Source organism: Pseudobutyrivibrio sp. UC1225, from assembly GCF_900115215.1.
In the GTDB taxonomy this organism is placed as follows: Bacteria; Bacillota; Clostridia; order Lachnospirales; family Lachnospiraceae; genus Pseudobutyrivibrio.
The window spans coordinates 90,032-111,441 of record NZ_FOVQ01000004.1 but is presented as its reverse complement, the minus strand read 5'-3'; the positions used below and the strand labels follow the sequence as shown (position 1 = coordinate 111,441).

21 protein-coding genes, 1 tRNA gene and 2 pseudogenes are annotated in these 21,410 nt (G+C 38.5%); 22 read left to right on the top strand and 2 right to left on the bottom strand.

Features of this window, described 5'->3' with window-relative positions; all coding sequences use genetic code 11:
- Nucleotides 1–269: 269 nt before the first annotated feature.
- From BMZ41_RS07070 to dtd, 22 genes and pseudogenes are all read left to right on the top strand, one after another.
- Nucleotides 270–1,181: a helix-turn-helix transcriptional regulator gene (locus tag BMZ41_RS07070; RefSeq protein ID WP_090528124.1), complete on the top strand. Its 912-nt coding sequence runs from the start codon at nucleotides 270–272 to the stop codon at nucleotides 1,179–1,181.
- Nucleotides 1,182–1,221: 40 nt separating this feature from the next.
- Nucleotides 1,222–1,308 (top strand): annotated as a pseudogene (locus tag BMZ41_RS15920) (GyrI-like domain-containing protein); the annotation flags it as partial.
- Nucleotides 1,309–1,310: 2 nt separating this feature from the next.
- Nucleotides 1,311–2,084 (top strand): N-acetyltransferase, encoded by a 774-nt coding sequence (locus BMZ41_RS07065; RefSeq protein ID WP_090528121.1) that lies wholly within the window; start codon nucleotides 1,311–1,313, stop codon nucleotides 2,082–2,084.
- A gap of 334 nt (nucleotides 2,085–2,418) precedes the next feature.
- Nucleotides 2,419–2,916, top strand: a complete 498-nt coding sequence (locus BMZ41_RS07060) for a P-loop NTPase family protein (RefSeq protein WP_090528118.1) — start codon at nucleotides 2,419–2,421, stop codon at nucleotides 2,914–2,916.
- A 160-nt stretch (nucleotides 2,917–3,076) separates the two neighbouring features.
- A pseudogene (locus tag BMZ41_RS07055) lies at nucleotides 3,077–3,332 on the top strand (VOC family protein).
- Between the two features lie 658 nt (nucleotides 3,333–3,990).
- Nucleotides 3,991–4,437, top strand: coding sequence for a tetratricopeptide repeat protein (locus tag BMZ41_RS07050; RefSeq protein ID WP_090169335.1), 447 nt, complete (start codon nucleotides 3,991–3,993; stop codon nucleotides 4,435–4,437).
- 43 nt (nucleotides 4,438–4,480) lie between these two features.
- Nucleotides 4,481–5,713 carry a S41 family peptidase gene (locus BMZ41_RS07045; RefSeq protein ID WP_090169338.1) on the top strand — a complete coding sequence of 411 codons (1,233 nt, stop codon included), beginning with the start codon at nucleotides 4,481–4,483 and terminating at the stop codon, nucleotides 5,711–5,713.
- 161 nt (nucleotides 5,714–5,874) lie between these two features.
- The gene (locus BMZ41_RS07040; protein ID WP_090528115.1) at nucleotides 5,875–6,531 is read left to right on the top strand and encodes a hypothetical protein; all 657 of its coding nucleotides are present in this window, start codon (nucleotides 5,875–5,877) and stop codon (nucleotides 6,529–6,531) included.
- A 95-nt stretch (nucleotides 6,532–6,626) separates the two neighbouring features.
- A complete protein-coding gene (locus BMZ41_RS07035) occupies nucleotides 6,627–7,103 on the top strand; it encodes a hypothetical protein (protein WP_090528112.1) in 477 nt (158 codons plus the stop codon).
- Nucleotides 7,093–7,329: a helix-turn-helix transcriptional regulator gene (locus tag BMZ41_RS07030; protein WP_036952582.1), complete on the top strand. Its 237-nt coding sequence runs from the start codon at nucleotides 7,093–7,095 to the stop codon at nucleotides 7,327–7,329. The genes BMZ41_RS07035 and BMZ41_RS07030 overlap by 11 nt, the downstream gene beginning before the upstream one ends.
- 250 nt (nucleotides 7,330–7,579) lie before the next feature.
- Nucleotides 7,580–7,951, top strand: coding sequence for a desulfoferrodoxin family protein (locus BMZ41_RS07025; protein WP_090169341.1), 372 nt, complete (start codon nucleotides 7,580–7,582; stop codon nucleotides 7,949–7,951).
- Nucleotides 7,952–8,074: 123 nt separating this feature from the next.
- Nucleotides 8,075–9,379, top strand: coding sequence for an ATP-binding protein (locus BMZ41_RS07020; protein ID WP_090169343.1), 1,305 nt, complete (start codon nucleotides 8,075–8,077; stop codon nucleotides 9,377–9,379).
- A gap of 136 nt (nucleotides 9,380–9,515) precedes the next feature.
- Entirely contained in the window at nucleotides 9,516–11,249 is a 1,734-nt protein-coding gene (locus BMZ41_RS07015) for a GGDEF and EAL domain-containing protein (RefSeq protein ID WP_090169345.1), read from the top strand.
- Between the two features lie 7 nt (nucleotides 11,250–11,256).
- The gene (locus BMZ41_RS07010) at nucleotides 11,257–11,952 is read left to right on the top strand and encodes an MgtC/SapB family protein (RefSeq protein ID WP_090169347.1); all 696 of its coding nucleotides are present in this window, start codon (nucleotides 11,257–11,259) and stop codon (nucleotides 11,950–11,952) included.
- Nucleotides 11,953–12,020: 68 nt separating this feature from the next.
- Nucleotides 12,021–13,598 (top strand): helicase HerA-like domain-containing protein, encoded by a 1,578-nt coding sequence (locus BMZ41_RS07005; protein ID WP_090169349.1) that lies wholly within the window; start codon nucleotides 12,021–12,023, stop codon nucleotides 13,596–13,598.
- Between the two features lie 89 nt (nucleotides 13,599–13,687).
- Nucleotides 13,688–14,944, top strand: a complete 1,257-nt coding sequence (locus BMZ41_RS07000; RefSeq protein ID WP_177184170.1) for a transglutaminase-like domain-containing protein — start codon at nucleotides 13,688–13,690, stop codon at nucleotides 14,942–14,944.
- Nucleotides 14,937–15,659 (top strand): cysteate racemase, encoded by a 723-nt coding sequence (locus tag BMZ41_RS06995; protein ID WP_090528106.1) that lies wholly within the window; start codon nucleotides 14,937–14,939, stop codon nucleotides 15,657–15,659. The genes BMZ41_RS07000 and BMZ41_RS06995 overlap by 8 nt, the downstream gene beginning before the upstream one ends.
- A gap of 2 nt (nucleotides 15,660–15,661) precedes the next feature.
- Nucleotides 15,662–17,173 (top strand): amino acid adenylation domain-containing protein, encoded by a 1,512-nt coding sequence (locus BMZ41_RS06990; protein ID WP_177184169.1) that lies wholly within the window; start codon nucleotides 15,662–15,664, stop codon nucleotides 17,171–17,173.
- A gap of 14 nt (nucleotides 17,174–17,187) precedes the next feature.
- Nucleotides 17,188–17,421: an acyl carrier protein gene (locus BMZ41_RS06985; protein ID WP_090528103.1), complete on the top strand. Its 234-nt coding sequence runs from the start codon at nucleotides 17,188–17,190 to the stop codon at nucleotides 17,419–17,421.
- Nucleotides 17,422–17,424: 3 nt separating this feature from the next.
- Nucleotides 17,425–19,017: an MBOAT family O-acyltransferase gene (locus BMZ41_RS06980; protein ID WP_090528100.1), complete on the top strand. Its 1,593-nt coding sequence runs from the start codon at nucleotides 17,425–17,427 to the stop codon at nucleotides 19,015–19,017.
- An 11-nt stretch (nucleotides 19,018–19,028) separates the two neighbouring features.
- Nucleotides 19,029–20,087, top strand: coding sequence for an SGNH/GDSL hydrolase family protein (locus BMZ41_RS06975; protein WP_242942021.1), 1,059 nt, complete (start codon nucleotides 19,029–19,031; stop codon nucleotides 20,085–20,087).
- Between the two features lie 2 nt (nucleotides 20,088–20,089).
- Nucleotides 20,090–20,539, top strand: a complete 450-nt coding sequence (gene dtd / locus BMZ41_RS06970; RefSeq protein ID WP_090528097.1) for a D-aminoacyl-tRNA deacylase — start codon at nucleotides 20,090–20,092, stop codon at nucleotides 20,537–20,539.
- Nucleotides 20,540–20,579: 40 nt separating this feature from the next.
- Here dtd and BMZ41_RS15590 read toward each other — a convergent pair whose 3' ends face one another.
- Together BMZ41_RS15590 and BMZ41_RS06965 are read right to left on the bottom strand one after the other, a co-directional pair.
- The gene (locus BMZ41_RS15590; protein WP_176754527.1) at nucleotides 20,580–20,726 is read right to left on the bottom strand and encodes a hypothetical protein; all 147 of its coding nucleotides are present in this window, start codon (nucleotides 20,724–20,726) and stop codon (nucleotides 20,580–20,582) included.
- Between the two features lie 442 nt (nucleotides 20,727–21,168).
- Nucleotides 21,169–21,253 (bottom strand) — tRNA-Leu (locus tag BMZ41_RS06965).
- Nucleotides 21,254–21,410: the final 157 nt, after the last annotated feature.

Below are 21,410 nucleotides of genomic sequence, written 5' to 3'. Positions count from 1 at the left end.
GATTGAAAAAATGTCACCAGCCGCATGCAGTAGTCCTGAGCTTTCTACCGTACACAACAGGTAAACAGCAACTTGAGGTGAAAATGCTTCAAATCCGGCACTTCAACACCTCAAAATGTTCTCAAAGAGATAATCAATCTGCATTGCAGATTTCAGAAACCCACAACCATTTGGTTGTGGGTTTTTTGTTGTCTAAAATAGTGTAGAATATAAACATGACATATAGATGACATGTTTATACATGTAAGATAATCATAGAAGGTGATCAAATGAAGATAGACAGATTGATTGGCATACTATCAATTCTTTTGCAAAAAGAGATGGCAACAGCTCCGGAGCTGGCTGAGCATTTCGAGGTGTCTAGAAGAACAATAAACAGAGATATTGAGACTCTTTGTCAGGCAGGAATACCAATCAAAACGACCCAGGGAGTTGGAGGCGGTATAAGCATCATGGATGGCTACAAGATGGATAGGACTCTTTTGACATCCCGTGACATGCAGATGATCCTGGCGGGACTACGAAGCCTTGATAGTGTTAGTGGAAGCGGATATTATGGGCAGCTTATGGAGAAGCTCCAGGCAGGTTCTTCGGAGTTTATCAGCGGTAGGGATTCTGTCCTTATCGACCTGTCTTCTTGGTACAAGACATCGCTGGCTCCAAAGATATCTACTATTCAGGATGCGATAGAAAACAGGCATCTTTTGACCTTCCACTATTATGCTCAGGCGGGAGAAGGAAAACGAACTATTGAGCCATATTATGTAGTGTTTAAGTGGAGCAGCTGGTATGTCTATGGATGGTGTCAAAAGCGCAAAGATTATCGTCTATTTAAATTAAACCGCATGGATAAAGTGGTTGAAACGGATAATGGATTTGTCTGCAGAAACGCTCCATTACCTGATCTGTCTACAGAAAAGATATTTCCTGGTGGAATCAAGGTAAAAGCGCTGTTTTCAAATGATGTAAAGTGGCGCCTGGTGGAGGAATTCGGACCAAACTGTTTTACGGAAACAGAGGATGGTAGACTTATGTTTACTGCGGATTACACGGACTCAGATAATTTGATCACATGGATAATGACCTTTGGAAATAAGGCAGAAGTGCTTGAACCGGTAGAAGTCAGGCAGCAGATTTCAAAGATGGTACGGAAAATGACAGCAATTTATAAGGAGGACTAAAGACATGGCATTTGATTACAAGAAGGAGTACAAAGAATTCTACGAGATTTACCTTAGTGATGCAAGGAAAGTGATGCCAGAGAAGCTTAAGACGGTTATAAGACATCCTATTAGAAAGGAGAGCTGAAGATGGAGTATATAAGAGTATCCAAGGATAATCTTGAAGAAGAACACATCTGTTGTGCTATATCAAACAATAAAGATATACAGGTATCGTCCAAGAAAGCCTGGCTTGCTGACAGATTTGATGAAGGGCTTGTTTTCTTAAAGAGTGTCGAACGCGGTAAATGCTTTATTGAATATATCCCGGCAGAGTATGCGTGGAATCCGGTAAATGCACCGGAATATATGTATATCGATTGTCTGTGGGTTTCTGGTTCCTTAAAGGGACATGGATATTCAAGTGATCTTCTTAATGAGTGCATAAAGGATAGTAAGGAAAAGGGGAAGAAGGGAATTTGCATATTATCTGCTGCTAAGAAAAAGCCATTCCTTTCTGATCCAAAGTTTCTAGCATTCAAAGGCTTTCAAGTTTGTGATGAAGCCGATAATGGAATTCAGCTGTGGTATCTGTCCTTTGAAAAAAATGTTGAAAGACCATGCTTCAAGGAATGTGCAAAGCATCCTCGTATCGATGAAAAAGGATACGTGCTTTATTACACGAATCAGTGCCCATTTAATGCCAAGTATGTGCCTGTTTTGGAAGAGACTGCAAAGAACAATGGAATACCGTTTAGAGCGATCAGAATAGAGACCAGAGATCAGGCTCAGAATGCTCCAACACCAATTACCACATATGCACTGTTCTGTGATGGGGATTATGTAACTAATGAGCAAATGAATGATAAGAAGTTTTTAAAACTGGTCAATGCAAAAGCTAAGAGAAAGCCAGGCGATAGTTGATCAGAGGAAGGAGCAGCAAAGTCCAAATCTTAATAGGAATAATCTAAGACCTGAGAGATGAATAACTGATAGTGCAATAGGCAGGGGCGTGAAAACGCCCTTGTTTTATGCACATAATATTGAACAGGATGGTAGATATAGATATAATTACAAACAGTTGCTACAAAGAAAAAATTTAAGTATTTCTGAATAGATTAACTTTCAGGATAATAAACTAAGACAAATCGGCAGTTTGTTGAGCTCTTTTGCTAGAGAAGAGCTCGATAACTTCCAGTTTGTCGGGATGAACGTTGGAGCATAAAATTGGAATATATTCCAGGTTAAGGAGGATAGATTGAAGAAAGTATTAGTTTTAGGCTGCTCCGGCAGCGGGAAAAGTACATTCTCCATAAAACTTCAGAAGAAGACTAAGCTTCCTTTATATCATCTTGATAATATTTGGTGGAATGCTGACAGGACACATATTTCAAGAGACGAGTTTGATGCGAGTCTTGCTGATGTTGTGAAGCGTGACACTTGGATTATAGATGGTGATTACAGCAGAACATATGAAAACCGTATTAAAGCTTGCGATACCATCTTTTTCCTGGATTATGGAGAAAAAATTTGCATGGATGGAATTACCGGAAGAGTAGGTCAGGAGCGTCCTGATATGCCATGGGCAGAAAGCGAGCTTGATCCAGAACTTGTAGAACTGGTTCAGAACTACGAGCATAAGAACAAACCAAAGTTGATGGAACTATTTTCCAAATATCCAGATAAGAATGTAATTACATTTTTTAATAGAGAAGAAGCAGAAAAGTGGATTGCAGAAGGACAACCAGAGGTGTAAAAAGTGATAAATTTAAATTTAGTAAATGTTCTATGGACAGTCGGAAATATTGTACTGTGGATTGGGATAATAATACTGATTGTAAATTTCATTAAAAAGTTAAAGCGATATCCAAGTAGAAATTTATTAATATAGAATTATATAAAAGGGATGAGAGGTTATGATAATAGAACACATAGCTATGTATGTAAATGACTTAGACGCTGCAAAAGATTTTTTTGTAAAGTATTTAGATGGAAAGCCTAATGATGGATACCACAATTTCTGTAGGAAGCAAGGAGCGTGTAGATGAACTTACAGGGCGCCTTAAAGCTGATGGTTATGATGTTGTAAGTGGACCAAGAGTAACAGGGGACGGCTATTATGAAAGCTGCATTGTTGCAATTGAGGGAAATCAGATAGAATTAACGATTTAGCAGATTAATTAAAAGCCAACATAAGCGCGGTTTTTATTGTTGAAAATACTGTAAGAATCTTTACATATTATTTGTTTGGAGTATTTACACTTAATTCATTGAAACAAACAGTAATCCTTATTCCGTTCATGATTATTGGATTGTTTGCTGGAATGGAGAGTTCAAAAGTCTTGGATGAAAGTGTTGTAAAAAAGATTGTTATAGTTCTTTTGGTAATATCAGGGTTATTTTTAGTTGGAATGAATTTATAGTGTTAAAAGACAGCGGCAACGTTAAACTTGCCATGTTTTTTTGTAGAAGTGGCAACTTGACACTATGAAATCTATCTAAAAAAGGTAGTTGTGGCATAACGCATAAACTGTATTTAAGAATTATTAGTGTATTACGGTAAAAACTTATAGATAAGCTTGTTTTTCCGTAGTGATTTACTAGTATTGCGGGCATCTGGTGTGTATGATTTGATATATGATACTCATTTCATGAAAAGATGTGCATTATAAGACTGAGATAATACACATTATGCGTTTTTTTTGCAAGGCGTCTACGGAAAAAATGTGGAGAACTCATGATATTGCCGTAAACAAGGGTGAATTACCATTGTAAACCTCTAAAATGAATAAAGAACTTGATAGAATCCAAGTTTGTAGGAGACTTTTGTATGAATAAAGATATTCCAGAGATGCTTATTCGGGCACAGGAACTCCAAAAGGGCGGAGACTATACTTATTCCCGTAAACTGTATAAAGAATTCTTTGAATGCAATGATACGCACCCTCTACGCTTTAAGGCTTTGTTTGAAGTAGCTGATAATTATTATCATGCTAAGGATTATAAATCAGCGATGCATGGGTATGAAGATTTCTTGGAATATTGCTCAGTTCAAGAGGATGTTACAGAGCAAGAATCGGGATGGATTGATGCATATACTAAGTTGGCTAATAGTCGGTTGGAAATGATTGAGCAAGCAAAGAACAAAGGAAAATCAGTTATTATAGAATGTTCACCCGAACAATTTGTGACTAGGCATATAGCGATGTCTTTCGGATTTAAATATCAAGGTGAACAAGATGAATGCAGCATTTATAAATTGCAGGTTATAAAGTAAATTGGGTATGCAAATTAATTGGAGGGGAAATTGAACATAGTAAATGATGACTAATAAAGAAATATTTAAAGAAATAGTTGAAATTATGCGAGAAGATTCCGCAACCTGTAAAGATTACGGAACGGGTAATTCTCAGGAATATGAAAGCCAGATATCTGATGACATGGATCGAAAGGATTTTTTACATCTGGTACAGGAATATCTGGCTACTTTTGGTGTAGAAGGACATCTTTTATTTACAGATTTCAGTCTTGAAAAAATTGGTTTTTCAGTGATGAGGCAGGACGATGTACTATACGTGATAAAGGCAAATAAAGATACAGGGCTTGTCTCGGAAGATAAAATAGTTGCAATCGATGGTTTTTCAATAAAAGAATTATTTCAAAGAGAAAAAACATTTTTTATGGGGGAAACAGCGGAGCGTGAAGGGAAAATTTGGTCTGCAGTGCTAAAGTTTTACAACGTTTTAACTGTTATTCATCCAGATGATTCAAAAGAAGATATTTCTATTATTCATAATACAAAGGGGACAGAGACGGAATGTTATTCTTTTGAAGAATATGATGATACGCTTTATCTAAGATTTGCAGATTTTGCTGATTTGGACGCGATAAATCAGTTATTTAGCAAATGTAAGTACCTTCTGGAAAAATGTAAAAAACTTATTGTGGATGTCCGTGGAAATGGTGGAGGTGCAGATTCTGCATTTGTACCGCTCCTGGAGTATTGTTTTCCAGAAGGAGAATTCGTTACAGATTATTATAAGCCAGAATATCCTATTGAAATTAATTATTCTGTTAGAAATTGTAAAGATCGAATCGAGAATCTAAAAAAATATTTGGTTGGGGATATACCAGAAGAAATGACAGCAATGCTAAATACAATGATTGCCAATAACACTGAAAATATGGGCAAAGGATTTCTTGATGACGATGACGAATTTGCAAGTGGAATTATAGGGAAAAAAGGTCCTGAAAAGGTATTGATTATTACGGATGAAAGCTGTGGTTCTTCTGGGGATGCATTCGCAGAGGTTATGTCATGTTCTCCTAAAGTGACTTTAGTTGGAAGACCTACTATGGGAATTACAGATTTTTCAAATTGTAATGTGGTTTCCTTTGATGATTTTAGATTTGTTTATCCGACGTCTAGAGACAAAAGAATTGATTATGGCAAAGGGCTTGCGCATAAAGGGGTACCTGTAGATTATTATATCCCATGGTCTCCTGAGCATATAGGTAAGGATGTGGAGTTAGATTATTGCTTGAATTATTAATAATTTGAAATCAAAGTGCCTGACCACATTCAATAATCGGAATCGTGGATATGGAACAGAGGGATTAAAACTTCTATGTGATGCTGCCAAAGACAACGGGATATTATATTTCCGTTTATAGCGTTACACATGGGATGATTAAGATGCAGTTGGGAGATTTAATGAAAAGAATTTTTAAAATTATAGGATTTATTATTTGCGGAATTATCTGTGTGGCATTAATTGCATTATTAGTATCTGGTATTAGGACAAAGCTGATTCAGAATGATTATTCATCAGTCTATACAAATCCTAAGTACCAGAATCCTGTAAAAATTGAAAACATCGATGTGATTACACAGCATGTGTCGTGTGGCTATGCTGTTATTGAGATGTTCTCTACATGGGATGGAAAAAACATAACAGAAGACAGTCTGTATGATGAATATGGAACCATAGTTACTTCTACGGGAAACAAGTTTTGTGAGGAGATGAATAAGCAGTTCCCTGAATATGACACAGAGATTCATAAGTATCAGAAGAATACTGAGTTCATTGACATTATGTATGATACTCTGTCTTCAGGAAAGCCAGTTCCATTTGAGTGGGCAGCTTTGTATGGGGACGAGTGGACATTGCACTACTCATTAATCATTGGAGCAGATATTCCAAATGATAAAATTACCGTGGCAAATCCTTACGGTTACTATGAGGAACTTACATTAGAGGAATTATTGGATAGAACCAGCTTTAAGGCCTATGAGAATATGCCACTTTTCATGAAAATGGGCTTTGTCATTGGCCTGTTTGAAAAGAATACTCTTTTTTCAATTAAATAACTTCGCGATTCATTGAAAGGTACTATATTTTTTGCACTCTGCTTGTGATACGGTTAAAGCAGGACAAGGATAACCTGATTGTGAAAGGAGTTGCCATGAAAAGGAATATTCGATTAGTTCTGTTAGGAGAATTACTATTATTTATTGCCGTATTTGCACTAAATATTATAGGTGGGAATTGGGGCGCTAGTGCCATATTATGGTTTATTGATCTACCATCTTTTCTTCTGATTGCGTTAGTTCTTATACCAGGTCTTTTGATAATGGGAGAGTGGAAGAACTTTACAAAGGCTTTTTCTGTGGGATTAAAGCCTTATAGCTTACTAGAATTGAAAAATATTATTGGGGCTGTGGAAGCTGCTCAGAAATTAACAGTTTTTGCAGCATTGTTTGCTATTATCATATCCGGAGTTTTACTTCTTGGAAAGCTGGATGATTTATCTACCATAGGAGCTAATCTTGCAATATGTTTTCTGTCGGGGTTGTATGCGGTGATTCTTGAATTTTTCCTTTTGCCACTGAAGCTTAATGCTGAGCACAAGATGAATGAGGAAATGGATTTTGGAGAATAATATCAATATCTCTAAAGAGCAATATCTTGCAGTAGCCCAGAAATTTGGACTAACAAAGCGTGAACTGGAATTGGGCTTTATGAAGGTATCAGGATTTTCAAATCGTAGAATTGCTTATATGTTAGGTATTTCAGAGCAGACAGTGAAAAATCATTTTACTCATATTTACGAGAAGGCATGGGTTCCAGGTAGAAAAGAATTTATAGAATTATTTATTCCCAATTAACAAATGAGATTATATTGCCCCAGAAAGCCGTGTCAGCGGCGGAAAGAAGCATGGAAAAAATCAGGTTGTGGCCGAAATTAGTTAATGTTAAAATTATTGGAATGCAGTTCTAAATGTATTTGGAATTATATCTATGTAACAGTATTTTCACAGAAAATCTGTTTATATACATTGTGTAAAATGTTATTATGTAAAATAGAAGGTAAACATCTAGTATTTTCAATGGGAAAAGTATTGTAGGAGGGGTCTTATGAAATTTTTTGTATGTGAAGTATGCGGTAATTTTGTAGGCATGATCAAAGAGTCTGGCGCTCCAATGACATGCTGCGGGCAGAAAATGAAGGAGCTTGTACCTGGTACATCTGATGGTGCGGTTGAAAAGCATGTGCCTGTTTTTACCGTAGATGGAAACAAGGTAACAGTTACTGTTGGTTCGGTAGAGCATCCTATGGCTCCAGAGCATTACATCGAGTGGATTGCACTTGAGACAAAGAAAGGTGCTCAGAGAAAGGTTCTTAATCCTGGTGATAAGCCTTGTGCTGAGTTTGCTCTTACAGATGATGATGCAGTAGTTGCTGTATATGCATACTGTAACCTTCATGGCCTTTGGAAGGCAGAATAGTTTGAATTTTACCTCAGAGACATCAATTGGTGTTTCTGAGGTTTTTTGTTACCATCTTCACTTTAACATACTAAAGTGCTACTATTAGTCTATACTATTGGCAACATGTTTTAGGAGGCAGTTATGTACGAGAAGATTTCAAGACTATTAATGTATGGCGATTTAACTGAGAATAGTATTCTTTATAAATTAGGCAGGGCTATTGACTCAGTTGAATCTAGTGACTATAACAAGCGAGAGATTACCCGCGAGATTAATGCGATTTCAAAGGAACTCCTTATGCTTGCTACTGATTATGGCTTTGATGACAATCTTTGGCATAACTATATAGCCTTTTATATTATTACAAATGAGAATCCATTTTCTTTGGTCACAGAGAAAACTGATGTTAAGCCAGGTTCTGTGAATCATTTGGTGGAAAATGATTTTAAAATTCTAAAAGAACTATTTGATTACGATTTTTCTGCCCTGGAAAAAGAACTTGGAATTCAGAGCTTTTCTGTATTTACCAATTACAGCGCTGTACAGAAGAATCAGCAGATGTATAACCGAAATGTCAGCGAGAAGGTTAGAAATCTTTCAAAGGCTCTAGAAAATGCCAAGGATGAAAAGGAATTCTTTAACGTAATTACGGATTTCTATAAGGCCTATGGCGTGGGAATGTTCGGTCTTAACAAGGCATTTAGATTAGAAGAAATTGGAAATAATGATATAAAATTTGTTCCTATCAACAACATGGATGAAGTAGTTTTGGATGATTTGATTGGCTACGAGTATCAAAAGCAGCAGCTTATCGCAAATACGGAGAGCTTTGTTCAAGGAAAGAAGGCTAATAATGTACTGCTTTTCGGAGATAGCGGTACAGGAAAATCTACAAGTATCAAGGCTATTGTAAATCAGTATTACGACCAGGGGCTTCGAATGATTGAAATATATAAGCATCAGTTCAGATATCTTTCGAAGATTATTGCCAGCATTAAAAATAGAAATTACAAATATATCATATATATGGATGATCTTTCCTTTGAAGAGCATGAGATTGAATACAAATTCCTTAAGGCTGTTATTGAAGGCGGCGTGGAAACAAAACCTGATAATATCCTGATTTATGCCACATCTAACCGTCGTCATCTTATCAAGGAGACTTGGAACGATAGAAATGACCAGACTAATACTGATGACCGTCATCATTCTGATACGGTAGAGGAGAAACTGTCGCTTGTCCACAGATTTGGTGTAACAATCAGCTATAGTAAGCCAATGCAGAAGGAATATATCGATATTGTAGTGGGACTTGCAAAGCGTGCTGGCATTACCATGCCTGAGGAGGAGTTGATTGCCAAGGCGAAGATATGGGAGCTGGAGCAAGGTGGCTTATCCGGAAGAACAGCACAGCAGTTTATAAATCATATTGCTGGTACTCAATAGTGAAAAGTAACCTTTTTACCACAATGCTGAAATTTTTGTGAAAAAGCCTAATAGCATTTACTAATGATGTAAAATGTATTATGTATAGGTGTCGAATAATTATTTACTAATAATTTTTATTCCAAGCGAGGGCATTATGGGAAAAGAGGAGTATATCGAAACTGGTGTGGGCGTGGTGCCTACGGGGTTGCCAGGCGGATTTTTCATCTATGAAGCGGAAGGTGACGAGAAGATTCTTTTTGCAGATTCAAACGTCATTAATCTTTTTGGTTGCCAAACTTTTGATGAATTTATGGAGTTCGTAGGCGGAACCTTCAAGGGGCTTGTTCATCCAGAGGATTTATATAAGATTGAAAACCAAATTCAGGCACAGACTATATTTGGTGAAAAACGTCACGATTATGTTCGGTACAGAATTATTACAAAGCAGGGTGAGGTTAGATATATAGAGGATTTTGGTCATCTCCTTCATTGGATGAATGGAAAGAGCTTTTTCTATGTATTTATTGTAGACGTAGACCAAAACGAATACTTGAATAATGCCAGTAATTCCTATGCAGAAGCTGAGTTACTTGCTGGAGACAGAGAGACGGATAAGCTTACAGGCTTATTTAATATGTCTTTCTTCTATCACAAGGTGCAGATGCTTTTGACATCCACAGAAGTTGCCCGACAGGAAAGTGCCTTTATACATTTCGATATTCCAAATTTTAAGCTTTATAATGAGCGTCATGGTTTTAAGATGGGAGATGAACTCCTATGTGATATGGGAAGAATTATTAAGGATGTATTTTATAATGCTACAGTTGCAAGATTTTCTGATGATCACTTTGTAATATATTGTAATGATCCGAAGGATGCAGTAATAGAAAATGTAGAGGAAGTATATAAGCGTATGCTTCTTCAGGATGATGTAAATAAGAAGGTAAGAGTAAAAGCGGGTATATATTTCCTTGATGATCAGCGTGCTGAAGTTGGTCTTGCCTGCGATCATGCAAGACTTGCATGCAACAGCATCAAGAATCGACATGATTTAAATTATTGTATTTACGATGATATTTTAAGAGATAAGCTAAGACGTCAGCAGTATGTTATTGATCATATTGATGAGGCTATAGCTCTTGATTATATTAAGGTATTTTATCAGCCTATTATCAGAGTGGCCACCGGTGAGGTTTGCGGAATGGAGGCCCTGGTGCGTTGGGTTGATCCATCTGTAGGAATGCTTTCACCTCTAGATTTTATTGAGACACTTGAGCATTTCCACCTGATTCATCTTGTGGATGAATTTATGGTTAAGAAGGTTTGTCAGGATATGCGTATGCTTATGGATGAGGGACTTCCTGTAGTTCCTGTGTCTGTAAATATTTCCCGTTTGGATTTTGATGTATGTGATGTTTTGAAGCTTTTGGATGATTTCTGTGAGATATATGAAATCACAAGAGATTTGATTGAAGTTGAAATTACAGAGAGTGCCTTTAATGATAATACTGGTCTCATAAAGCACGAAGTGGCTAAGATTCGAAATGCAGGTTATGAGGTTTGGGTAGATGATTTCGGAAGTGGATATTCATCTCTAAATACTATAGCAGAGTATGAATTTGATGTTTTGAAGCTGGATTTGATTTTCCTTAGAAGCTACCATAACATGCACACAAGAAAGCTTATGAGCTACATCATAAAGGGTGCTTCAGACTTAGGAATTAAGCCTCTTTGCGAAGGTGTTGAGACGGAAGAGCATTATCAGTTCCTTAAGAGCATTAATTGTGAACGAGCTCAGGGCTATTATTTCGGAAAGCCAGCGCTTTTGGATGAAACCCTTGAGACTATAGCAGAAAAGGGAATGACCTTTGAGGGTTATGGAGAATAAATAGTATATGATTAATTCACTACTTGATTATTTGCAGAGCATGAATGAAATAGCAGTAATTCTCAGATTGGTACTTGCTACGGTGTGTGGCAGTCTGATTGGTTTGGAGAGAGTGGTTAGGCGACACAGTGCAGGAATAAGAACCTTCTCCCTTGTAAGTCTTGGCTCTGCAGTTGCCACAGCCCTAAATCTGTATTTGGCAGCCATGCCGGGATTTGACGCTGATGTAAGCCGTATACCTGCAGGAGTTGTAAGCGGTATAGGTTTCCTTGGCGCAGGTACAATCATAGTAACTGGAAGAAATCAGATAAAGGGTCTTACCACAGCAGCTTCCCTCTGGGTGGCTTCTTGTATGGGTATGGCTTTTGGAGCAGGTTATATTACCGTTGGCCTAGCATGTTTTGCCCTTGTTATGCTTGCAAATCTTGTGCTTGTGAGATTCACTCAGCAGATAGAGGAAAACAGCAGATACATCAGTATCTATATCGAGGTGGAGGAGACCAACGGAATTAAGCGACTTAGGAAGAAGTTTGCTGATCTGGGATACCAGATTACAAGTATTAATAAGACTAAGGACAAAACCTTATCTGGTAATGATACAGCTTTGATGGTGGAACTGGATTTTGGAAGCAGGCATTCCCACCAAAAGCTTTTTGATGAGTTGAATAATTTAGATTTTGTAAGTTATGTTGAGGAGGTGTAATCGCCTCCTCATTTTGTTATAATTATACTCAAGATTAAATTTGAGTTGAATAATTCGGGAGGGTTATTATGGTTAGAGATGGTAAGCTTTGGATTGCAAATACAGAAAGTGGTACACCAGTTTTTGTTTTGCCGAAGATGGCTAACAGACATGGTCTTATAGCGGGAGCTACAGGCACAGGAAAGACCGTTACCTTAAAGGTTCTTGCAGAGTCCTTCTCTGATATGGGTGTGCCTGTTTTTTTGGCTGATGTAAAGGGCGATATAGCCGGAATGCTTGAAACTGGCGTAGACAGCGAAAACATGCAGGAGAGAATCAAAAGATTTGGCTTGTCAGACCATGGTTTCTCATATCAGAAATATCCAACAACCTTATGGGATGTATATGGAAAGAATGGTATTCAGATTCGTACATCTATCTCAGAGATGGGACCACTTCTCTTGGGAAGAATATTGGATTTAAATGAAACGCAGAAAGATATCCTTACAATTGTTTTCAAAATTGCTGATGAGAATGGTTGGTTTCTTTATGACACCAAGGATTTAAAGGCTATGCTTAATGAGGTGGCAGAGAACAATAAGGAATATGCAGCTGAGTACGGAAATATTGCAAAGCAGAGTGTAGGTGCAATTCAGCGAGCAGTAGTAGCTCTTGAAATGGCAGGAGGAGACCAGTTCTTTGGACAGCCTGACCTTGATATCAGAGATTGGCTTACACCGGACGCATCTGGCAAGGGCATGATTCACATCCTTGACAGTCAGAGCCTTATCAATAATGGTACTTTATACTCTACCTTCCTTCTTTGGCTTTTATCAGAGCTCTTTGAGACTATGCCAGAGGTTGGAGATTTGGAAAAGCCTAAGATGGTATTCTTTTTCGATGAAGCGCATCTCCTTTTCAAAGATACTCCAAAGGCTCTTCTTGATAAGATTGAGCAGGTGGTTAAGCTTATTCGTTCAAAGGGAATAGGAGTTTATTTTGTTACTCAAAATCCTAGGGATATTCCTGATGGAGTGCTTGCTCAGCTTGGAAATAAGGTTCAGCATGCTCTTCATGCTTACACTCCAGCAGATCAGAAGGCTGTTAAGGCGGCAGCAGATTCTTTCAGAGAAAACCCTGCATTTAAGACAGCTGATGTTATCGAAGCTCTTGGAACAGGCGAGGCTGTTGTATCCTTCCTTCAGGAGGATGGTACACCATCTGTGGTTGAAAAGGTGTTTATTCTTCCACCACAGTCTAAGATGGGAGGCATAGATGCAGCTGTTAGAGAAGGTGCCATTAAAGCAAGCAATCTTTATTCTAAATACGCAGTAGCAGTTGATCCTGATTCTGCTTACGAGATGCTAGGAAGAAAGAATGAGCAGGAAGAGAAGGCAGCCGCTGAGGCAAAAGAGGCAGAGGCAGCTGCAAAACAGCAGGCTAAGGAAGAGGCTGCAGCGGCAAAGGCTGAGGCAAGAGAGAAGGAAAAAGAGGCTAATCGTAAGAAGCGTGCAGCAAAATCAGTAGGAACTACTGTTGCAGGAACAGTTGGCCGTGAAGTTGGTAAAAAGGTGGGCAAACAGCTGGGAGGAAAGTTTGGTCAGACTCTCGGTGGTAATACAGGAGCTCAGCTATTTAGAGGCATCCTGAATACCCTTTTGAAATAAGTATCTGCAATGTCGAAAATTTGACTCTAAACTCCATGATTGTTAAAATTATATCCGAGTGTAACGATACACTCGGGAGAATAATAATTATGGAAACGACTGTCAAATATAGAAGACGTTATAATAAGAGAAAAAGAAAAAATAGGCTTCTTATTTTCATAGGCGTAGTGGCTTTATTTTTAGCCTGCGCTGGGGTAGGAGCCTATTTTTATTATGATTATTCACATCGAGTTTACGATACCTGTGTGATTGAGCTTGGTGAGACAGTACAAGCCAGCGATTTCTTAAAGGAGGAATCCAAGGAAGCAGAATTTACTCCTGAAACAGTATTTTCTACTGATATTGCAGGTGAATACCAGGTTGGCATTTCTTCAAAACCTTTTACCTATGAGTGTACCTTACAGGTTCAGGATACAGTAGCACCGGAACTTACTGTACAGCCTCTCACCCGTACTAAAGAGGAGGCTCCTGAGGCAAAGGATTTTGTGGAGTCGGTCAGTGATTTGTCTAATGACGTAAATATATATTTTGCAGAGTCGGTAAGTTTTGATAACTACGGTGACATTCCTGTTAAAATAGCTGCAGAAGATCCATCTGGAAACAGAACCACAGAGGATACGGTATTGCATCTTGTGGAAGAATACGACATCACTCCTCCTATAATTGAGGGGCAGCTGGATAAAATTGTATATGCAGGACAGGGTGTCAGCTTCAAGAAAGATGTAGTTGTCACTGATAATGTGGATAATAATATCGAGGTGCAGGTAGACAGCAGCCATGTTAATCTTGATGTTCCAGGAGAATATCCTATTATATATACTGCGTCAGATTCCATGGGGAATATGGATTTGGCAGAGGGAACCATCACCGTTATTGAGGTGGTATATTCCGAAGAACAGGTAAATGAACTGGCAGATGCTGTGCTGGCAGATATTATTAAGCCAGATATGTCAGATTATGATAAAGCCCACGCCATCTACGTATGGATTCAGGGAAATATTGGTTACAGCGAAAGTGAGGACAGAGGCGATTGGTTAAAGGGTGCCTATGATGGTTTAAAGAATCGCCACGGTGATTGCTACAATTACTTTGCAGTTGGAAAAGCGCTTCTCACCCGAGCAGGCATTAAGAATGAGGATATAGAAATCATTCCTACAGCTACCCGTCATCATTTTTGGAGTGTAATAGATTGTGGAGAGGGATGGAGACATTTCGATTCCACACCACGTACAGATAAAACCTTCAAGGGATTTTATGTTACAGATGAGGATTTGATGGCCTACTCAAGCGAGCACTATCGTTCTCATAACTACGACAGAGAGGTGTATACATACTTCAATGAGTAAGAAATTAGGAATTATTGGTGGCCTTGGCCCTATGGCGACAGCATATTTCATGCGTCGTATCATTGAGCTTACAGATGCAGCCACAGATCAGGAAAATATCGAAATGATTATATATAACTGTCCATCTATTCCGGACAGAACAGGATTCATCCTTGGTACTAGTGGGGAGAGTCCACTTCCTAAAATCACGGAGCTTGCTCACAATCTTGAGCATGCAAATGTGGATTATATTGCCATGCCATGTATCACAGCCCATTATTTCCACGACCAGTTGGCAGACAGTGTGTTTATCCCTGTCAGCAATGGAATAAAGGAAGCTGCTCAGTATATTTATGAGAGAGGCATCACAAAGGTCGGAATTATGGCCACAGATGGTACTGCGTCAATGCATTTGTTTGATTCAGTATTTAAGGATTACGACATTAAGTGCTTATATCCTGATGAAGCAGGTCAGAAGCAGGTTATGAGCTTAATATATGATGAGGTTAAGGCTGGAAAGCCTGTAGACATGGAAAAATTCTTCCAGGTTAAATCCCAGCTGTTGGAGGCTGGTGCAGAAATTATTGTTTTAGGCTGTACAGAGCTTTCTATTGTAAAGCGCGACAATGAGGTGGGACCAAAGGTTCTTGATATCGTTGATGTGCTGGCGGCAGATTGTGTTAAGAAATGCGCCAAGGCAAGGCCTGAATGCGACAATTTAATTACAGAGGTATAGAAATGCAGAATAACGTACTAGATTATTTAGAGGGAAGTCTGGCCCGTGTTCCAGACAAAATCGCATATGCGGATGATGAGGTCAGCCTCACCTTTGCAGATGTAAAAAGAATAATGGATTCAGTGGGAACAGGATTATTGAATCGCGGTTGCAAGCGAGAGCCAGTAATTGTTTTCATGAAGAAGAGTCCAAATACTATCGCTACTTTCTTTGGAGTAATTAATGCTGGTTGCTACTATGTTCCAATAGATAGTGAAATGCCAGCCACACGAATTAATCTTATTCTTGATAATTGTAAGCCTAGAGTAATTATCTGTGACGACAGCACAGTAGGTATTGCTGAGGGTTTTGATTACAAGGCAGATATTGTTCTCTTTTCAGATATCGCAAATACGAATCCTGATGCAGATGCACTTGCAGTGGTTCGTAAAAAGGCTATTGATACAGATCCTATCTATATCGTATTTACGTCAGGTTCTACAGGTGTGCCAAAGGGTGTTTGCGCCTGCCATCGTTCGGTTATCGATTATATCGAGCAGCTTTCAGAAACACTTGGCTTCAACGAGGACACAGTCTTTGGAAATCAGACACCATTATACTTTGATGCCTGCCTTAAGGAGCTTTATCCTACATTAAAGTTTGGTGCTACCACATATCTGATTCCACATTCTTATTTCATGTTTCCAATTAAGCTTGTGGAATACATTAATGAGCACAACATCAATACAGTATGCTGGGTAGTTTCAGCCCTTACTATGATTAGTGCTTTTGCAACCTTCGATACAGTTGTACCTCATACCCTTAAGACTATCGCTTTTGGTAGTGAGGTATTTCCTATAAAGCAGTTTAGACTTTGGAGAGCTGCAGTGCCTGATGCAAAGTTCTTCAATCTCTACGGACCAACAGAGGGCACAGGAATGTGCTGCTATTATCCGGTTGAGAGAGAGTTCGCAGACGACGAAGTCATTCCTGTTGGATTCCCATTTAAGAATACAGAGATTCTTCTTTTAAAGGAGGATAACACTCTTGCAACAGATGGAGAGCAGGGGGAGATTTGCATTCGCGGTACATCTGTAACTCTTGGATATTACAACAATCCTGAGAAGACAAGCGAGGCTTATGTGCAGAATCCGCTTAATACAGCATATCCTGAAATCATTTATCGCACAGGTGATATTGGTCATATTAATGAATACGGAGAGCTGATTTTCCACTCACGTAAGGATTTCCAGATTAAGCATATGGGACACCGCATCGAGCTTGGAGAAATCGAAGCAAATGTTAACCTTGTTCCAGAGATTAAGCTTTCAGGTTGTATTTATGCTAAGGAGCAGGGCAAAATCGTCCTTTACTATGTAGGTGACATTACAGAGGGCGACCTTATCAAAGCATTAAAAACAAAGCTTCCACGCTACATGTTACCTAACAAGGTAAATCGCCTTGAAGAGATGCCATTCACAGCCAATGGAAAAATAGACCGCGTGACTTTATCTAAAATGTATGAAAATAAATAACGGAGGATTATAAAATGAATGAATTAATTGAAATCTTAAGTGACTTACATCCAGAGGTGGATTTCACTACAGAGAAAGGTCTTGTAACAGGAGGAATCCTTGATTCCTTTGATATTGTGTCTCTTATTTCAGAGATTAATGAGGCGTTTGATGTTACTATTGGAGCAGCAGAGCTTACTCCAGAGAACTTTGATTCAGCTGAGACAATTTACGCATTAATCAAAGCTAAATTAGATGATGAGGATTAATAAATGTTATTTACAAGCTACGAATTCCTTGGATTTCTGTTAGTAGTATTTATAATGTATTATTTGTTGCCAGGAAGGGCCCAGTGGTCCTTCCTGCTTCTTGCAAGTTATGCATTTTATTTCATGGCAGATCCAAGATATTTGATTTTTATTGTAATCACTACTGTCAGTACATATCTTGCAGCTAAAACCATTTCCGATAAGAAGCAAGCCTTTGATGTTTGGTTCAAGGAACACAAAAAGGAAATGGAAAAGGAAGAGCGCAAAGCAGTAAAAGCTATGGAGCATGCTGCTGAGAAGAAGATTTTCCTGTGCTGCCTTCTTTTTAATCTTGGTATTTTGGCAGTTACCAAATATACTAACTTCACCATTGCAAATATCAATTCTATTATTTCTGCTTTTGGTAGTCCTAGTGGGATTTCTTTTGTAGATTTGATTATCCCTATGGGTATTTCATTCTATACCTTCCAGTCTATGGGTTACCTTATTGATGTTTATAATGGTAAGTTTGAGGCTCAGAAGAACCCATTTAAGTTTGCGTTGTTTGTATCATTCTTCCCTCAGCTTGTTCAGGGACCTATCAGCAGATATGCAGATTTAAGCCAGACACTTTTTGAGGAGCACAGATTCGACTGGAAGACAGTATCTTTTGGTTTAGAGCGTATCATGTGGGGCTTCTTCAAGAAGCTTGTTATTGCAGACAGGATTCTTGTGGCAGTACAGGCAATTATCGCATCACCTGATACCTATAATGGCTTTTATGCTTTTGCAGGTGCCATGTTCTATGCCCTTGAGCTTTACGCAGATTTCACCGGTGGTATTGATATTACAATCGGTGTGGCTGAGACAATGGGAATAAAGGTTACTGAAAACTTCAGACGACCATACTTCTCAAAGAACATTAAGGAATACTGGAACAGATGGCATATCACCATGGGTACCTGGTTCACTGATTACATTTTCTATCCAATCAGTGCCAGCCAGTTTATGATGAAGCTTTCAAAGAAGTCACGTGCTCGTCTTGGAAACAATCTAGGTAAGAGAGTACCAGTTTATCTTTCAAGCTTTATTGTATGGTTTACAACAGGTATCTGGCATGGTGCCAGCTGGAATTTCATCGTATGGGGACTTGGCAACTTCGTAGTTATCATGATTTCTCAGGAACTGGAACCATTCTATAGATGGTTTCACAGCAAGGTAAATGTAGACGGAACCTTCGGATGGAAATTATTCCAGGTTATCCGTACCGTACTTATTATGTCTTCACTTCGTATGTTCGACTGCTATAGGGATGTACCACTTACCTTTAAGATGTTTGGAAGCATCTTCACAAAGTCGAGCCTGTCACAGCTTAATGCCGATGCATTTATTGGAATGGGTCTTGAAGCATACGATTATGCTGTTGTGTTTATTGGCATGCTTGTACTTGTGACTGTCAGCCTTATACAGCGCAGGGGAAGTGTTCGAGAGAAGATAGCAGCTAAGGCTGCGCCAGTTCGCTTTATAGCCTGGTATGGTTTATTTATGGCTACATTAATCTTCGGAGCATACGGAATCGGATACTCCGCAAGTCAGTTTATATATAATCAATTTTAAGGTGTATTAATATGAAAAAGCTTTTAGCTATTATTTTAACTTTATTCATAGCTGTTGCAGGCCTAGCCTTCACCAACAAACTGTTAGAACCAAAATACATGTCTGGTGTTTTGGAAGGCGCGATGATAGAAGAGTACTATGATGATCCTACAGATCACAACGTAGTATTCATCGGTGACTGTGAGCTTTATGAAAATGTTTCACCAGTATTTCTCTGGGAAAACTTTGGAATTAATTCGTATATACGTGGCAGTGCCCAGCAGCTAATATGGCAGTCGTACTATCTTGCTGAGGAGACTATCAAGACTGAGCATCCAGATATCATCGTATTCAATGTTTTATCTATGAAGTACAACAAGCCACAGAAGGAAGCTTACAATCGTATGACAATCGATGGTATGAAGTGGTCTTCGAGCAAGGTTGGTTCGATTAATGCTTCGATGACAGAGGAAGAGCACTTCATAGATTATGTTTTTCCATTACTTAGATATCACAGACGTTGGAGTGATTTGAGTTCTGAAGACCTTACTTATTTGGGACACAGGGATAAGGTTACTTTCAATGGATATTACATGCGTGTAGATGTAAAGCCAGCAGAGAATGTTCCAGAAGGAAAGCCACTTGCTGATTATCAGTTTGGTGATAACGCATATGCGTATTTAGACAAGCTCACAAAGCTTTGTAAGGATAATGACGTGCAGCTCATTTTGGTTAAGGCACCAACTCTTTATCCATACTGGTACGACCAGTGGGAAGAGCAGATTGTGGATTATGCTGCCGCCAATGATTTACCTTATATCAATTTCCTTGATTTACAAGATGAGATGGGAATTGACTGGATTAAGGATACTTATGATGGTGGTCTTCATCTTAACCTTGCAGGTGCAGAGAAAATGTCTCAGTATTTAGGAAAGGTGTTGTCAGAGGACTTTAAGGTTCCTGACAGAAGAGGAGAGGCAGAGCTTGATTCATACTGGAAGCAGGTATCTGAACGATATAACGCTGAAATAGAGCGTCAGAATACTAATTTGAAGTTATACGGAACAGTTCACGAGCCAGAGGAGAATTAATAATGAAGTTTGTAATTCAGCGTGTAAATGAAGCATCTGTTGCAGTAGATGGAAATACTATTGGTGCTATAAAGAAGGGCTTTCTTGTCCTTATAGGAGTATCAGATTCAGATACAAAAGAAATAGCTGACAAGATGGTAAAGAAGCTTTTAGGACTTCGTATTTTCGATGATGAGAATGATAAAATCAATCTTTCACTTACAGATGTAGGTGGTGAGCTACTTCTTATATCACAGTTTACCCTTTATGCTAACTGCAAGAAGGGATATCGTCCATCCTTTACAGATGCAGGAGCACCAGATTTCGCCAATGAAATGTACGAGTACATTATCAGCCAGTGTAGAGCTGCTGGCTACCATGTAGAGACAGGAGAGTTTGGAGCAGATATGAAGGTGTCCCTCTTAAACGATGGTCCATTTACAATTGTATTAGACTCAGCAGAGATATGCTAAGGCGAAAAAAAGCTACCCGTGATGATGGGTAGCTTTTGCTTTAATGTATTGATACCAAAATATTGGCAATTGATTTAAATACACTTGGCTTCTTGGTAACCATTTTAACCAAGGCCTCTTCATAGTGTCCCTCTTTGTAGGCTCTTACAAGTTTCGATTCTCTTCTTTTAATGTTTTCCTCCTTCATAGCATTTACCTCCTCAACATTAGACTATGAAAATAAGTAGAAAACATTAATCTCCCCAAAAATAAACAAGTAATGTATTAGGTGTGTAATAAGACTATACATCAAAACTCATGTATTAATTGTGAAGTAAGTGGGATATCACTGTGATTTTTTAGTGTTCTCAGATTTTTCTTCTGTGGAAGCCTCTTCTTGTTCTACCATATACTCTAATAGAGCATTAAATGCGCAAACTTCATTTCCACAACATGGACATTTCATATGTATGCCTCCTCTTATCATGGCAGTATTAGAAACAAAATACTGAATCACATGAGGATTATACCACAAGAATATAAATAATTGTAAACATAATGAATGTTTTTTATGCGGAAGGCGGGTCCAAGGAACTCATCGGCACATAAAAAAATAACCAGAGCTTTATGCTCTGGTTATCTTTTTATCATGCGGAAGGCGGGACTTGAACCCGCACGCTCGCAATGAGCACAAGATCCTTAGTCTTGCTCGTCTGCCAGTTCCGACACTTCCGCTTGTCTTAGCGACAAGAAGTATATTATCAAAGACCTAGCAGATAGTCAACACTTAATTCACATTTTTTTTATAAAATTTTTTTACAGGTTTTATTTACAATTTTTTTTTATGTGATATGATATATGAAAAATTGAGATAAATTTAATTGTGTAAAAT

Bases quoted from the DNA above. Each gene is read 5' to 3' on its own strand.
- BMZ41_RS07070 (WP_090528124.1), top strand. From the start codon at position 270: ATGAAGATAGACAGATTGATTGGCATACTATCAATTCTTTTGCAAAAA.
- BMZ41_RS07065 (WP_090528121.1), top strand. From the start codon at position 1,311: ATGGAGTATATAAGAGTATCCAAGGATAATCTTGAAGAAGAACACATC.
- BMZ41_RS07050 (WP_090169335.1), top strand. From the start codon at position 3,991: ATGAATAAAGATATTCCAGAGATGCTTATTCGGGCACAGGAACTCCAA.
- BMZ41_RS07045 (WP_090169338.1), top strand. From the start codon at position 4,481: ATGATGACTAATAAAGAAATATTTAAAGAAATAGTTGAAATTATGCGA.
- BMZ41_RS07040 (WP_090528115.1), top strand. From the start codon at position 5,875: ATGAAAAGAATTTTTAAAATTATAGGATTTATTATTTGCGGAATTATC.
- BMZ41_RS07035 (WP_090528112.1), top strand. From the start codon at position 6,627: ATGAAAAGGAATATTCGATTAGTTCTGTTAGGAGAATTACTATTATTT.
- BMZ41_RS07025 (WP_090169341.1), top strand. From the start codon at position 7,580: ATGAAATTTTTTGTATGTGAAGTATGCGGTAATTTTGTAGGCATGATC.
- BMZ41_RS07020 (WP_090169343.1), top strand. From the start codon at position 8,075: ATGTACGAGAAGATTTCAAGACTATTAATGTATGGCGATTTAACTGAG.
- BMZ41_RS07015 (WP_090169345.1), top strand. From the start codon at position 9,516: ATGGGAAAAGAGGAGTATATCGAAACTGGTGTGGGCGTGGTGCCTACG.
- BMZ41_RS07010 (WP_090169347.1), top strand. From the start codon at position 11,257: ATGATTAATTCACTACTTGATTATTTGCAGAGCATGAATGAAATAGCA.
- BMZ41_RS07005 (WP_090169349.1), top strand. From the start codon at position 12,021: ATGGTTAGAGATGGTAAGCTTTGGATTGCAAATACAGAAAGTGGTACA.
- BMZ41_RS07000 (WP_177184170.1), top strand. From the start codon at position 13,688: ATGGAAACGACTGTCAAATATAGAAGACGTTATAATAAGAGAAAAAGA.
- BMZ41_RS06995 (WP_090528106.1), top strand. From the start codon at position 14,937: ATGAGTAAGAAATTAGGAATTATTGGTGGCCTTGGCCCTATGGCGACA.
- BMZ41_RS06990 (WP_177184169.1), top strand. From the start codon at position 15,662: ATGCAGAATAACGTACTAGATTATTTAGAGGGAAGTCTGGCCCGTGTT.
- BMZ41_RS06985 (WP_090528103.1), top strand. From the start codon at position 17,188: ATGAATGAATTAATTGAAATCTTAAGTGACTTACATCCAGAGGTGGAT.
- BMZ41_RS06980 (WP_090528100.1), top strand. From the start codon at position 17,425: ATGTTATTTACAAGCTACGAATTCCTTGGATTTCTGTTAGTAGTATTT.
- BMZ41_RS06975 (WP_242942021.1), top strand. From the start codon at position 19,029: ATGAAAAAGCTTTTAGCTATTATTTTAACTTTATTCATAGCTGTTGCA.
- dtd (WP_090528097.1), top strand. From the start codon at position 20,090: ATGAAGTTTGTAATTCAGCGTGTAAATGAAGCATCTGTTGCAGTAGAT.
- BMZ41_RS15590 (WP_176754527.1), bottom strand. From the start codon at position 20,726: ATGAAGGAGGAAAACATTAAAAGAAGAGAATCGAAACTTGTAAGAGCC.